General features: G+C 51.1%; 16 protein-coding genes, 2 tRNA genes and 1 other RNA gene. 12 read left to right on the forward strand and 7 right to left on the reverse strand.

Annotation, left to right across the window (positions count from 1 at the left end):
• The first annotated feature begins 44 nt into the window (after positions 1 to 44).
• From CVV30_07310 to CVV30_07320, 3 genes are all read left to right on the forward strand, one after another.
• A complete protein-coding gene (locus tag CVV30_07310; protein PKL69366.1) occupies positions 45 to 734 on the forward strand; it encodes a uroporphyrinogen-III synthase in 690 nt (229 codons plus the stop codon).
• 1 nt (position 735) lies between these two features.
• The gene (locus CVV30_07315) at positions 736 to 1,764 is read left to right on the forward strand and encodes an RNA-guided pseudouridylation complex pseudouridine synthase subunit Cbf5 (GenBank protein PKL69367.1); all 1,029 of its coding nucleotides are present in this window, start codon (positions 736 to 738) and stop codon (positions 1,762 to 1,764) included.
• Positions 1,765 to 1,799: 35 nt separating this feature from the next.
• A tRNA-Ser gene (locus tag CVV30_07320) sits at positions 1,800 to 1,883 on the forward strand.
• Between the two features lie 465 nt (positions 1,884 to 2,348).
• Here CVV30_07320 and iorB read toward each other — a convergent pair.
• Positions 2,349 to 2,933: an indolepyruvate ferredoxin oxidoreductase subunit beta gene (iorB, locus tag CVV30_07325; GenBank protein PKL69368.1), complete on the reverse strand. Its 585-nt coding sequence runs from the start codon at positions 2,931 to 2,933 to the stop codon at positions 2,349 to 2,351.
• Positions 2,930 to 4,699, reverse strand: coding sequence for an indolepyruvate ferredoxin oxidoreductase subunit alpha (iorA, locus tag CVV30_07330; GenBank protein PKL69369.1), 1,770 nt, complete (start codon positions 4,697 to 4,699; stop codon positions 2,930 to 2,932). The genes iorB and iorA overlap by 4 nt, the downstream gene beginning before the upstream one ends.
• A 134-nt stretch (positions 4,700 to 4,833) precedes the next feature.
• Here iorA and CVV30_07335 point away from each other — a divergent pair.
• Positions 4,834 to 4,907, forward strand: a tRNA-Ile gene (locus CVV30_07335).
• Between the two features lie 270 nt (positions 4,908 to 5,177).
• Here CVV30_07335 and CVV30_07340 read toward each other — a convergent pair.
• The gene (locus CVV30_07340; protein ID PKL69370.1) at positions 5,178 to 5,708 is read right to left on the reverse strand and encodes a hypothetical protein; all 531 of its coding nucleotides are present in this window, start codon (positions 5,706 to 5,708) and stop codon (positions 5,178 to 5,180) included.
• A 353-nt stretch (positions 5,709 to 6,061) separates the two neighbouring features.
• Between CVV30_07340 and nadX the strand changes: the two genes are divergently transcribed.
• The 3 genes from nadX to CVV30_07355 all read left to right on the forward strand — a co-directional run bounded on the left by nadX (position 6,062) and on the right by CVV30_07355 (position 8,412).
• Positions 6,062 to 6,820 carry an aspartate dehydrogenase gene (gene nadX / locus CVV30_07345; protein ID PKL69371.1) on the forward strand — a complete coding sequence of 253 codons (759 nt, stop codon included), beginning with the start codon at positions 6,062 to 6,064 and terminating at the stop codon, positions 6,818 to 6,820.
• Positions 6,821 to 6,845: 25 nt separating this feature from the next.
• Positions 6,846 to 7,679 carry a nicotinate-nucleotide diphosphorylase (carboxylating) gene (nadC, locus tag CVV30_07350; GenBank protein ID PKL69372.1) on the forward strand — a complete coding sequence of 278 codons (834 nt, stop codon included), beginning with the start codon at positions 6,846 to 6,848 and terminating at the stop codon, positions 7,677 to 7,679.
• A gap of 160 nt (positions 7,680 to 7,839) precedes the next feature.
• Positions 7,840 to 8,412, forward strand: coding sequence for a PBS lyase (locus CVV30_07355; protein PKL69373.1), 573 nt, complete (start codon positions 7,840 to 7,842; stop codon positions 8,410 to 8,412).
• 33 nt (positions 8,413 to 8,445) lie between these two features.
• Here CVV30_07355 and CVV30_07360 read toward each other — a convergent pair whose 3' ends face one another.
• Positions 8,446 to 8,811 carry a hypothetical protein gene (locus CVV30_07360; GenBank protein PKL69374.1) on the reverse strand — a complete coding sequence of 122 codons (366 nt, stop codon included), beginning with the start codon at positions 8,809 to 8,811 and terminating at the stop codon, positions 8,446 to 8,448.
• 70 nt (positions 8,812 to 8,881) lie between these two features.
• Here CVV30_07360 and CVV30_07365 point away from each other — a divergent pair, with 70 nt between their 5' ends.
• Entirely contained in the window at positions 8,882 to 9,127 is a 246-nt protein-coding gene (locus tag CVV30_07365; GenBank protein PKL69375.1) for a MarR family transcriptional regulator, read from the forward strand.
• Positions 9,124 to 9,432: a transcriptional regulator gene (locus tag CVV30_07370; protein ID PKL69376.1), complete on the forward strand. Its 309-nt coding sequence runs from the start codon at positions 9,124 to 9,126 to the stop codon at positions 9,430 to 9,432. Before CVV30_07365 ends, CVV30_07370 begins: the two co-directional genes overlap by 4 nt.
• A gap of 93 nt (positions 9,433 to 9,525) precedes the next feature.
• Here CVV30_07370 and CVV30_07375 read toward each other — a convergent pair whose 3' ends face one another.
• Positions 9,526 to 11,199 (reverse strand): phospholipase, encoded by a 1,674-nt coding sequence (locus CVV30_07375; protein ID PKL69377.1) that lies wholly within the window; start codon positions 11,197 to 11,199, stop codon positions 9,526 to 9,528.
• A 58-nt stretch (positions 11,200 to 11,257) separates the two neighbouring features.
• Here CVV30_07375 and CVV30_07380 point away from each other — a divergent pair, with 58 nt between their 5' ends.
• From CVV30_07380 to CVV30_07390, 3 genes are read left to right on the forward strand one after another with little or no spacing between them, the layout of a single operon-like run.
• Complete coding sequence (locus CVV30_07380; GenBank protein PKL69378.1) at positions 11,258 to 11,878, forward strand: uridylate kinase; 621 nt, start codon at positions 11,258 to 11,260, stop codon at positions 11,876 to 11,878.
• 42 nt (positions 11,879 to 11,920) lie between these two features.
• Positions 11,921 to 12,082, forward strand: a complete 162-nt coding sequence (locus tag CVV30_07385; GenBank protein ID PKL69379.1) for an RNA-binding protein — start codon at positions 11,921 to 11,923, stop codon at positions 12,080 to 12,082.
• 3 nt (positions 12,083 to 12,085) lie between these two features.
• Entirely contained in the window at positions 12,086 to 12,343 is a 258-nt protein-coding gene (locus CVV30_07390) for an elongation factor 1-beta (protein ID PKL69380.1), read from the forward strand.
• A 21-nt stretch (positions 12,344 to 12,364) separates the two neighbouring features.
• On the opposite strand, the gene CVV30_07395 is transcribed toward CVV30_07390, so the two are convergent.
• Positions 12,365 to 13,315 carry a malate dehydrogenase gene (locus tag CVV30_07395; protein ID PKL69381.1) on the reverse strand — a complete coding sequence of 317 codons (951 nt, stop codon included), beginning with the start codon at positions 13,313 to 13,315 and terminating at the stop codon, positions 12,365 to 12,367.
• Between the two features lie 11 nt (positions 13,316 to 13,326).
• Positions 13,327 to 13,637, reverse strand: an RNA gene (gene ffs / locus CVV30_07400) — signal recognition particle sRNA.
• Positions 13,638 to 13,658 lie beyond the last annotated feature (21 nt).

A 13,658-nucleotide genomic window follows, 5' to 3' on the forward strand; every position in this document is an offset into this window, starting at 1 on the left:
CCGAAATGCATATGATATTATCATACAGGGGCCATGAATCCGTAATGAATATCGCAGTCACCCGTCTTTCAGGAAAAGAGAAGAGCGATGCTGCGCGATGCGCAAAGGCCGGGCATACCTGCTACAGCGTTCACCCGCTCCGCTCGGATCTGCGCGATGCGGAGATCGCGGAGTTTGTGAAGGGAGTTGAGCGCAATGAGTTCGACTGCATCTTCTTTACCAGCGCCCTCCCGGCAAAGATCATTGCCCCGCTCCTCAAAAAGGTCCCCCGCGTGATTGCGATCGGGCCCCAGACTGCAAAAGAACTGGTGCAATCCGGTATCGCGTGCGAGACGCTCCCGGGATTTTATTCACGGGACTTTGTTCCCTATCTCGGCGACTGGATCCGGGAAAAACATATCGGCATCCCCCGAGCCGATGTCCCGAACCCTATGCTCATCGATGCGATCACGGCAGCGGGGGGAATTGTCCATGAATTCCGGTGTTATGGGCTTGAACCTACCGGAGAGACGCTTGCGCTTGATGCAGCTGAAGCAATCCTCTTTACCAGTGCCATGTCATATACAAAAGCTATCTGGACACCACGCAGTAATCTGCTCGTCATGGCAATTGGTGACATAACGGCAGCGGCCATGCGTTCGGGGGGCACGGTGCCTGCAATCGTGGGAGACGGGTCTCTTGAAGGGACCCTTGCGGCACTCAACGAATATCTCGACAATAACCGGAGCAAATAATATGGAATTACCGATTGCGGATAATGAGCAGACTCAGCAGGAAAAAAAGGCGGCCTTATGGAAAGGTGCGGGCATCATCGTAGTGGACAAGACCCAAGGTCCGTCAAGCCACGAGATCGCCGCATGGGTTGGGCAGATGCTCGGGTGCGAAGTGGGGCATTCCGGCACGCTTGATCCCCAGGTTTCCGGGTTACTTCTCATTATGCTCGGCAACGCTGTTCGTCTCGCACCGCTGCTCCTTGCCCATGACAAGGAATATGTCTGCCTGATGCGGCTGCATGGCGATGTCGACCCGGCCTGTATCCAGAAGATGGGAGAGGAGTTCACCGGCAGACTCTACCAGCGCCCGCCCCGTAAAAGCGCGGTCAAGCGGAATTTGCGGATCCGCACGATCCACAAACTCGAGATCCTCAGTATCGAGGGACGCCTTGTCCTCTTCCGGGTGAACTGCGAGGCAGGAACTTACATCCGCTCGCTCTGCCACCACATGGGTTTTGCGCTGGGCGTCGGGGGGCACATGCAGGAGCTGCGCCGCACCCGTTCCGGGACATTCGATGAGACGACCATGCACACGCTCCACGAGCTCAAGGATGCCTGCGTGGCGGCAGAAGCCGGGGACCGGGCGGCTCTTGAGTCCATGGTGATGTCGGTCGATGCCGCAGTGCCGGATCTTCCGGCAGTTATTGTGCGCGATACCGCGATCGATGCGATCTGCCGGGGCGCGATCCTTGCAGGTGTTGGGGTGATCAGTTGCGATGAGTTCGGTAAGAACCAGACTGTTGCGGTCCTCTCCCAGAAACGCGAATTTGTCTGCCTGGGCAAGGCGCTCGTCCCATCGTCATCGTTTAAACCCGGTGAGACCGGACTGGTTGTTGCACCTACATCCGTGTTCCTGGCTCCGGGGACCTATCCCCGTGGCTGGACGAAATCTGATAAGCCCGTATCACACGATAAGAAACCGGCGAAAAAACCGGTACAGAAACCAGCCAGAAGACCCTCCCCCCAGTTCCAGAGAAAGAGATACCATTAAAAAAATCCCCCGCATACAGATAGGATACACTTTTTGCTGAGGTAGTCTAGCGGTAGGGCGCAGGCCTGGAAAGCCTGTGGTGCGAAAGTGCCTCGGGGGTTCAATTCCCCCCCTCACCCCCCTCAGCGCTTCATCTTGTTTTCTTGGATTTTTGGTTCTTTTTAAAAAACCTGAAGCGAAGCAATAGTCGCTCATTGGGGTCTTCATCCATTGACTTTCACTCTGCGGATCCCTGCTGAATGGGGGGTAGGGTCCCCACTTAACCTAAGAGGGGAGGGTGGGGGTCAAAACTTTTTCAAGTGAAGGGGGGGTGAGCACCCACCCCTCTTTTTTTGGAAGGGAGGGTCCCCTCCGGGCACACAAGGGGACCCTACCCCCTCCCGCTGATAAGCATGAAAAATACTCTCCGTCGTGATTCCACACGAAACCATGCTGGAGTTTATGCAAAAAAGGGGGGGTAGGGCCCCCACTTAGCCTAAGAGGGGAGGGCGGGGGTCAAAACTTTTTCAAGTGAAGGGGGGGTTCCCCTAGTGCAAATGAGGGGCCCCCATCCCCATATGAATTTTAAGGGAACCTGGAAAGAGTCAGCACTTACTGCCGAATGCCCGTCCCGACTCGAACGCCTTCACATTGATCTCCACGGTCTTTTTCGGCACAAGGCGCCGGACCGCTTCAAGCAGTGACTCGGGTTTGAGGGGTATGGATCCGGATGCAGCACCCAGCATCACCACATTCTGGGAGAGCGGACTTCCTGCATCAGCTGCCATTTTGTCTGCATCGAGCAAGCACAGAGAGTTCTTCTTCAGCGCGGCAATAACCTCATCTTCCGTTGGCGCGACAAGTTTCTGCGTGTATACCGATGTGGGTAGCACGACATGATTATTGACAACAATCCGCCCCTCTTTTTTCAGGTAATGGGCATAGCGGAGGGCTTCCAGGAGATCGAACGCGATCATGAGATCCGCCTGCCCGGGGGGGATCAGGGGGCCGAATAAACCGTCTATACGGATATGACTCTCAACGGAGCCGCCGCGTTGAGCCATACCGTGGGTCTCGGCTCCTTTCACCGGCCTCCCTTCAATCAGGCAGGCTTCGCCAAGGATATTGGAAGCAAGGATCGTTCCCTGCCCCCCGATTCCTACCATCAGAATATCGAAACTTCCGCTCATTTCTTCCCCTCCCTGCCTATTGCTCCCACAGGACATAGCTGGACGCAGACGGCACACCCGCTGCAGAGATCATTGATCGATGCCTTATTATCGACAAACTCGATGGCAGGGCACCCGAACCGCACGCAGTTGCCGCAACCGGTGCAGGTTTCAGCATCGACCTGATACCGACCGCGCTTTATCCCGGCACGGCGGGCAGTGATCACGCACATCTGCTTTGCGATGATAACCTTGACACCTTTGCGTTTCTTTGCTGCCTCGAGGACATTGATCATACCAGTGAGATCGTACGGGTCGATGGTCTCGACAAAACTGGCACCACAGGAGCGGCAGATCGCATCGAGCGAGATAGGCGGGCTCTCTACACCGCAGGCAGTCGCACCGCTGTTCGGGTTCGGCTGGTGGCCGGTCATTGCCGTGATCCGGTTATCAAGGATCACGACTGTCATGTTCGCGCCATTGTAGACTGCATTCATCAGGCCCTGGATACCCGTATGGAGGAACGTGGAATCTCCGATGGTACAGATCACATCCCGTGGCTCTCCGGAATGGGCGATACCGCTGCCAACGGTAATAGATGCCCCCATGCAGATCGTTGTATCCACTGCACCAAGCTGAAGCCCCAGCGTGTAACAGCCAATGTCGCTGGGATAAATCGCGTCTTTGAAGACTTTTTTAATCGCATAGAACGCCACGCGGTGATGACAGCCGGCACACAGGATCGGCGGACGGGGGGGCAGGTTCTGCACAGCATCTACCGTTGGGAACGGGTTGTGAGGCAGGACTCCGGCCTTTGCCATAATCGCTGCAACAGCTGGTGGGGACAATTCTCCTTCATAGGATGCATACCCGTTTTTCTTCCCGAACACGGGCACACAACCGGCTACCTGCCGGACAATCTCTTCAACTTCCGGCGCAAGTTCCTCGATTACCAGTATTTTTTCATGCTTCTGAACAAAGGCACCGAGCCATTCCTCATCGATAGGATAGGCACCGATCTTCATAAATGAAACACCGGCAGGCAGCAGTTCCTGTACATAGGATGCAGCAATACCACTGGCAATAACGGCAGTCTTTCCCCGTATTTCAAAACGGTTGAATCCCAGTTCCACCAGCCGTTTTTTTATTGCGGGCTGCTTCTCGTTGAGTTTCTTGTGGAGGATGCGGGTATGGGCCGGGATTACGACATACTGGCGCGGATCCTTGTGGAACTCTCCTTTGCGGGTACTGGGGACAACATCTCCCAGCGCAACGTCTCCTTTCGAGTGACAGATACGGGTTGTCGGGCGGAATATCACCGGTAATCCAAACTCTTCGGAAAGACCGAACGCCGCGGGGATCATATCATGCGCTTCCTGCACGCTGGCAGGATCAAAACAGGGTACCCGCGCGAAATGGGCATAGCACCGGGTATCCTGTTCATTCTGGGAACTGTGCGCGAATGGATCATCTGCACTCAGGATCACAAGACCCCCGGTAACACCGGTATAGGCACTGGTCATGAGCGGATCGGCAGCAACATTGAGCCCCACGTGTTTCATGGTACAGAGTGCGCGGATGCCACACCATGCAGCGGCAAGGGCGTTTTCCAGTGCCACCTTCTCGTTCACCGACCATTCAAGGTAATATGACCGATCCGGTTGTGCCCGCAGTACATCAACGACTTCCGATGAAGGCGTACCGGGGTAACCGCTCACAAAATCCACACCGGATTCAATACAGGCGTGGGCGATCGCTTCATTCCCAAGGAGATATTTTCGTTCCATGATCCTGTCCGTACTATTACCGTGATTTTTCTGCACATATCCCTATCTGAATACTACTCAGGTTTGTCCGGGCGATTCACAACCTATAAAAACTCTGGTGGAGTAGTTATTAGGGTAAAATAAGGCAATCTTTTGGGCCCGTAGCATAGCCCGGTGGTGCGCCCGGCTGATAACCGGGAGGTCATGTGTTCGAATCACATCGGGCCCATCCAGCGCAATTTTGTTTTTATGATTTATCATTCGCTTCGAAGAGATGATATTATCATTCTTTTTCAGAGCAGCACTTTTTAGGGTCTGAAACTCATGGTCACCCTGAATAATTACGGTGCAAAAACCATGACCGGTTTCATGCCGCACCATATCATACGCAATGGGTAACTCATCCCGAAATTTTTTCCGATTGGGAATAAAATCGAGGAATCTGCTGAAGAAATGCAGACCATGCTAAAAATCTAAAAAAAGAAAAATATGAGATTTTTCACGCTTTTGTGGCAAAAGTATACCCGATTACCTTATCGAGTGCTGCAATCAGTGCCTCTTCACCCTCAAGGTAATCGTGAAGCGCACGATAAAGCATGAACAGGACGTCATAGCCATAATGCTCAAGTGCGGTCTGTGCATCGATAGGGTTCAGGTATGAATCGGTAAGAAAACCATCAAAACTGTACATTAATTCAAATATTTTCCCTTCATCGGACAAGACACAGAACTGATCGGTGATCTGTTTCTGGGGGTTGTCCGGGCGGAATGCAGCAGGTTCGGATTTTCCGAGAATGATCATCTTCCGGGGATAATACATGGGATCGTAAATTTCCCCTTTGGTATCCTGCTTGCCCATTTTGAGCAAATCGAGACCAACTGTTTTTACTACAGGTATGGCAGATTTTGCCATACGGGCGAGAAGTTTTGCATCATTCTCTTTGATCTTGGCCGAAAGATCTGCTGTCTTCCCCCGGTTCGCTTCGATCTTCTCTATCAGTTTTTCAAACCCGGTTTCAATTTCATCCATTGCATTCACCAGAACCCGTCACAATTTTGCGAAGGTTAAGATCTGTTTATACTACGGCTATAAAACCACTTGTTTCCTGAACCGGGTTCTGCCCCCGGGAAATACCTGACTGACAAGTTCCCCGATAAAAAAAACCTTCGATAGTAGGTAATGACTGCTTTTCCTTCATGTCCCAATGGGAGGTCATGATTGAGAACTATGCCGGTATAGTTCGGAGTTCTTGCCATCAACAGATCCATTAAACGCATTCGGATACAAGGCCAGTTTTTCTTCCTTTTGATTTTTCCTGTGCCACGATATACTGCATTGCGCAAGCACAACGCTTAACCAATGGCACCCATAATCTGTTTACCATGATGAGAATCGGGCTGCTCGGCTGTGGCAATATCGGGCATATCATCGCACAGCATGCGGGCAGTTTCGAGATAACAGCCGTATTCGACCAGGTTCTGGAACGGGCAGAGGAGATCGCAGCCCTGTCGGGAGCCCGGACCTATGAAAATGTTGAGGCATTTCTTTCTGCGGATATTGATATCATTGTCGAGGCAGCCTCAGTTAACGCGGTAAAAATCTATGCGGGAAAGGTCCTTTCCCACCACAAAGATATGGTGATCATGAGTGTCGGGGCACTTGCCGATACAGCGTTTCACGAAGAGCTCAGGAAAATCGCACTTGAGTCAGGGCAAAAAATCTACATCCCCAGCGGCGCGATATTCGGGCTCGATAACCTGAAGATTGGCAGGATCTCAAAGTTCAAAAAGCTCCTTCTCAGGACGACAAAAAGTCCAAAATCCCTGGGTATTGCTTCTGATTCCCGCAGGATGATATTCTCGGGAAAAGCCAATGAATGCATCAAGGCATTCCCAAAAAACGTCAATGTCTCGGTTGCCATGAGCCTTGCGGCAGGACAGGATACGGATGTGGAGCTCTGGATCGATCCCGCTGTCGACCGGAATGTGCACGAGTTGTTTGTTGAAGGGGATTTCGGCGAAACCTATGTCAAAGTGACAAATTTCCCGAGCCCGGACAACCCGGCAACAAGCTACCTCGCGGCTCTTTCCATCCTTTCGCTCCTTGAAGATCTTAACAGTCCGATCGTGGTAGGAACATGATTCCGGCGTATTGGTGAATACATCTATGGTTTCGCTCGATTACCTGCTCCATTTTATCGACGAGGATGCCCCATTCGGGGATGTGACATCAGAATCAGTTATATCCGACATCCGCTGTCATGCAGAGATTTCTTCAGAGCAGAATGGCACGATTGCCGGGCTCTGCGAAGCAACCATGCTGTTTTCTCATTATGGTATTTCGGTAGAGCAGGTTGCGCATGACGGAGATACGGTAAAAGCAGGAGATATCCTCCTCATACTCACAGGAAATGCAAAAAAGATCCTGCTGGTTGAACGTACTGCACTCAACATCATCGGCAGGATGAGTGGCATTGCATCCCAGACGCGGGAGATGGTAAAGATCGTTTCAGCAATAAACGGACACTGCCGGATCGCAGCAACGCGAAAAACCTGCCCCGGGTTCAGGATACTAGACAAAAAGGCAGTGCAGATCGGTGGCGGGGATCCCCACCGTGAGACCCTGAGCGATGGTATCCTTATCAAAGACAACCACCTGGCACTGGTTTCCCTGAAAGATGCTATATCAGCTGCAAAAAAGGCAACCATCTACAAGAAGATCGAGGTGGAAGTCGAAACAACAGACGATGCCCTGCTGGCTGCATCCGTGGGTGCGGATATTATCCTTCTCGACAATATGAATCCCGGGCTTGTAAAAACCACACTCGACGCACTCAGGGAAAAGGGATTACGGGAGCGGGTGACTATCGAATTGTCGGGGGGGATTGATCATACCACGCTCCGTGACTTTGCATCATTGGATGTCGATGTCATCAGCATAGGTGCACTCACGCACACGGTCAGGAATTTTTCCGTAAAACTTGAAATTCAGCCGGAATAATAACCAACAATTCCTATTCCCGATACACAAAGGGCTAATTTTTTACCATCTTTGGGAGTTTTAAGAGAAATTCTTGTGTTTTCCTGACATTTTTTCTAAAGAATAAAAGGAAAACCTTAATAGTCCGACACCACGTATCGGAGGCTATTGAGGCTGGATAATGGGCGATACTGAATTGCCGGTTCCTGAAAAAGAAATCCCTGAAGAAGATCCTGTTGTCGTAGAAGAGCGGCGAAAGGGACGAGTTAAAGAATATATCAACCTCTTAAAAAGTGATCACCTCCATTACCGCTGGAAAGCCGCAGAAGCACTGGGAGAGGAGGGGGACCCGGAAGCGGTAGAACCACTCTTGAAAGCACTTAATGATCCCTACGTCGATGTCCAGTGGCTTGCTGCAAAATCATTGGGAAAACTTGGCGATCTTCGGGCAGTTGAGCCCCTGATTGCGGCACTGAAAGCCGATGACAAATGGCTCCGCCAGGGTGCGGCATGGGGGCTGGGAAGGCTCCGTGATCCACGGGCGGTTGAATCACTTCTCGCACTTCTTGGCGATAAGAAAAAAGGCGTACGGAAAAATACCGCATGGGCATTGGGAAACATCGGTGACAAACGAGCCATCGAAGGACTTACTGCTTTGTTAAAAGATCCTGATGAGGAGGTCCGTGAAGCTGCACAGAAAGCACTGGCCTCCATCAACAGGGGGAAAAATGTTGTTTTTACTACTCCTGGATAATTTCGCAACAGAACCAGTATGTCTGTAATCAATTTATTTTGCAAAACGGATATCTTCTGCAGAATTTACCATAATTTCTTTCTTCCCGCGATAGGTCTCGACAATCCCATATGCTGAAATACGATCTCCTTTCTTCACCACCAAATCACGGGCTGCCTGAGCAGGAATAAAAATCGTGATATCATTGATCTGGACGGTCATGTGCCCACCGGTTTTTGTCAGGGCAACCTGATCGATGGTCCCTTCAACATACACCAGTTCGCCATCTGCTGAATTGTTCGTAAATGGCTTGGAAAAGGGTTGTTTTCCGAGCGAACCCAGAATCAGGTGCGCTGCTATTACGGCTACTGCAACGCCGATCAACAGCAGGATTGCCACCCGTTCCTGGCGTTCGAACATAATGGAGTATTGAAAATGGGAATTTAAATTACCGATAGTTTAATGTGTTAACAGTGTTAACATATTGAACATGTATTCTACAACATTACCCCCGTCATCAAAGACGGTGCTTGAGATACTGGATCACGGCGGCGCAATGACCCACAAAGACATTGTATCGCAAACAAAACTCGCCCCGCGGACCGTGCGGTATGCCTTAAAGAAACTCAAAGAACGCCACCTCATCATCGAGAAGTTCAACTTCCGGGATGCACGGCAGATTATCTACCAGAACCGCACTGAACAGGCAACTAAGCCCCAACCCGCGTGTGTATGACAAAACATACCTGTACCCTGATGCACTGTGACACAATGGTCCGGAATCTCCTCCCACCGATGAGAGCGGAAATGGTGTCCCGGCTCGTCCAGAAACAAGGACTCAGCCAGAGCGATGCTGCAAAACGGCTCGGTGTAACACGGGCAGCAGTTTCCCAGTACATGAGCAGAAAGCGGGGTGCGGGCGAAGTTGAACTGTCAACAGAACTGGATTCAATTATTGATCGCTGGGCTCTTGCCGTAGTCACCGGAGAGAGCGATATTAACCTGTGTGACGTGTGCCAGTGTGCACTCAAGAAATTCTGATCCTATGTGTTCGGTGTGAACACCTGTTTTTCGCAGCAATATTTTGCTGATTTCTCCGATTCTTATTCTACTTCTTCTAAATTGACGTTCTCTCTACCGGATATGCCTGCGATAGTAGATGATAAGCAGCAGCAGGATGACAACAGCCACTATGACGATTTTGAGATAATCTGTTTTCTTTTCCGGGGATGTCACCGCATGATTCCAGTCATCTTCAAACACGCTCAGGAAATACCGGGCAACACCGGGATGATCGATGATTACCCCGGCTTCCCGGTTGAAATTGGGAGAATTGCTGTTCCAGTTGATGCTGCTCACCAGCACCCGCTGCCCGTCAACAATCACACCTTTGTTATGGATCTTCTCCAGGTTACTTGCGGTCAGATCCGCACAACGCGCTTCAAGCGGAATGTGTTCGGTTGTTCCGATACGAGTGATAAGGGCAGCCATCTCGTCGTTGTCCTTTTCGTCTTCGGTATTATACCAGTACGAGTCCAGCAGCACCCTAACATGGACACCGCGACGGGACGCGTTAATTGCGGATGCAAGATACGGGTTTAACGTCAGGGGCGTCTCGTTGGTAATGTATGCCTGCTCAATCTCGATGGTCGTTTGCGAGGACTGTATCAGATCAGTAATCTGACTGCTGGTGTCAGGTGCAATAACAGGTCTGACTGTAGCACCGGAAAAACGAGCGGGTGTAAATTCGACTGCGTGCTTCGATGAGGGGACTGGTTCGGCATTACCCGGGGAGCCGTTGATGGGGATTACTGATTGGCTACTCGAATCGAACCTGTAAACCGTTGAAAAATACCCGGCAAGTGCAGGATCTTCAAGATACACACCCCACCCGCGGTTACTGTTGAAACCCGGAGGGGGAAATCCACTGTACTTGAAATTCTCACTCGTGAGCAGGACTGCCCGGCGGTCGATAACAACATATTTTGCATGGTCATAGCGATAAGGTGGATGAGCACCATTGTCGGAAGCCATCGTAAAGACCGGGATTCCCCCGGTATTCATCCTCCAGATCGCAGATTTTCCCTCTGTACTTATCCCACCGACCGGCCCCCCCTCGATAAGAACCGCAACATCCACTCCCCGCTGCCGTGCAGAGATCAGGGAATCGGCCATCACAGGACTGGAAAATTCATAGACATTGAGAAGGATCTCATCCGATGCATGATCCACAACATAGGTAAACATCTCACTGGAGCAGTCCGGGGAGACGAAAGTCGTGACGGTTACATTATGGAATACTGCTGGTTCAAACCGGGACTGACCGATCATAAGAGGGCGGGGATCCCACATCCCATTCTCGAAGTAATGAACCTGCCCTTCGCGGGGTTTCACATCCTGCGGCCATACAACACGCTGGATCAGGTCAGTGTTTTCGTAGAGCAATAGTTCGTCTCCGGTATTTGCAAGACGGAGCGGATTGCCATTGATGACATTTGGTACAACTGGTGAATAGTCCAGCCACTCGAAATCCGGCAGTTTTCCATGACTTTGTAAAAATGCCGGCCCACTGCGGGCGACAATCAGGGCGCCATTGATTTGCGTCCCGGGAGGAAAACGGAATCCCCCCCTCCCATCAGAGATTGTTATGCCATCAAGCGATCCGGTGCCGGATAGCACCAGGTACTCATCCATATCATCATGGAGATACGGATCGGGGCAAAATTCCGTAATCCTGATGGCAGTGCCTGCATGAACAACACCCACAATGAGCAGGAATAAAATGAAAAGCAGGCAGAACCGGCGCATTGATCCAGTTGTTTCTCCATCCCCCTTTTATAATCTGGCGATATAATTCTCCGGAGAGATGGTGCAGGCAGGAGAATCACCGGGTAACCCGCAGGCCCCGCTGGTAGTGAAACTGGGGGGAAGCCTGCATCACCAGATTCCTGACATTATACCGTTGTTATGCAAATCCAGGCGCCCGTTGCTGGTTATTCCCGGGGGGGGAATATTTGCCGATGCCGTAAGGCAGGAAGCGGTGACAGATGATGCCGCACACTGGATGGCTATTGCTGCAATGGAGCAGTATGGCTGGCTGATCGCATCGCAGGGAATGAAGACAACCGATATACTCGCAGTGCCGGAAACAACCACGGTCTTTCTTCCCTATGTCAGCATGAGACATCGCGATCCCCTCCCTCACTCCTGGGATATCACATCAGACTCCATTGCTGCATGGATAGCAGCTGAACTGGGAATTGAGCTCCTCCTCCTCAAATCAGTTGACGGGATCTTCCTCAATGGACTATTTCAGAAACAGGTAACAACACCCATTGATACTGAACAAGTAGATCCATTTTTCATCCCCTTTGTCCTGAAACACCGGATAAAAACAACCATTATCAACGGAAAAGAGGGAGAATGGGTAGACAAATTCCTGAAAGGTCAAACAGTCAGGTGCTCCCGGATTAGTACAACCTTTTAAAGGTTCTAAAAGAGATACTATAGGAATCCTTGGAGGAGCTAAATGTCAGATAAAAAATGTACATCCTGCAGTGCTCCGCTTGCAGAAGAGGGCGCAACGATATTCGGGTGCCCCGCATGCGGTTTTGAGATTGACCGGTGTTACCGGTGCAGAGAACAGAGCATCCCCTACACCTGCCCGAAATGTGGATTTGGGGGACCGTAAGGTATGGGAAGTGTTGCAGTCATTATGCGGGTGATGCCGGATTCACCCGATGTCGATCTTGAACAACTCAAGAAGGCACTCAAAGAAAAACTGCCCGGTATTCAGGACATGCAGATAGAGCCCATCGGATTTGGCTTAAAAGCAATCAAGCTTGCCGCAGTTGTCAATGACTGTGGGGGCGAAACAGATGCAATCGAAAAGTCCCTCAGCGAGATCGCGGGCGTTGAGCGGGCAGAGATTATTGAAGTGACACTGAACTAAAACAGTCAGTTCATCTTTTTTTCATTTATCTTCAAGAGCCGCGAGAACTTTCTGGGTATTCTTCCGTATTTTTTCAACAGACTTTCGGAATGCAATCACTTCAGATTCATCGATCCTGATAGTGATCGGAAAAACCCCTTCGCGGTTTAACCGTGCAGGAACACCAATACACACATTGCCAATCCCGTGCACCTCAGATTTAACATACGTAGACACGGTAAGGATACGGTTTTCATCAGATAGGACAGTTCTGACGAGGGTAGCAATTGCTTCCCCGGGCCCATAGACCGTTGAACCCTTGTTTTTTATGATCTCGGCACCGCCGGTCTTTACAGAGTGGATAATATCCTGCATGGGTAGATGAGAAAATGTCGGCAGGTTCGAGATCCTGATACCTCCAATTGTTGTCGCAGACCAGAGTGGGACCAGACTATCGCCATGTTCCCCGATAATGCGCGTATGGACTTCACTTACGTGCACTTTGAAATATGCTGCAATCAGGGATTTTAGTCGCATCGAATCCAGGTGCGTTCCCAATCCGAATACCTGGCTTGGCGGAAGACCTGAGAACTTCAGCGCAACACAGGTCATTATATCGACCGGATTGGTCACCATCAGAATTTTTGTCTGCGGTGCAATGACACCGATTGACTGGGCAAGCGGTGCAATAATCCTGGCGTTTCCCACGGCAAGATCCATACGATCCTGACCGGAGATACGCGGGGCACCTGCGGTAATAACAATAACATCAGAACCGGCAGCATCATTTAAGTTCGTGGTCCAGTTGACCTTGACATCTGTCCCCCGTGCAGCGAATGCATCGACAAAGTCCTGGGTTATTCCCTTTAAAAGAGACTCGCGCCCTTCCCGTCCATGAAGAAGGATCTCACTTACATGCGGAATCGAGGAAATCGCGAGTGCAGCGAACATCCCCACATTGCCTGTTGCCCCGACGATGGTAACTTTTGCCATAATAACCGGAAATGGGGACGTGTTATCGGTCGACTGTACGTTACTACGTTTACCAAAGCATTCATCCTCTGCCCCGTTACCCCATGGGCGCCGGATGTCTACGGTAAGTCTGCTCCCTTCCGGGCCTGAACCGGTCCCCGCAGCAACAGGTCGCCATTCCCTCCGGAATATTGATACCTGGCCATCGACCTCATGGGACGAGGTTTCACTGTCAGAACGCACAGGCTCCCGCAGGCCGTTGCAGCCTTCGTCAAACTTCGCCCCCCGCGTAACGACGGTTTCAGGTTACAAGTGACGCCGAGCCACCCGGGCTAGTCCCCATATATCATTGTACCAAGCTCAA

This window comes from Methanomicrobiales archaeon HGW-Methanomicrobiales-1 (genome assembly GCA_002839675.1).
GTDB lineage: Archaea > Halobacteriota > Methanomicrobia > Methanomicrobiales > Methanospirillaceae > Methanoregula.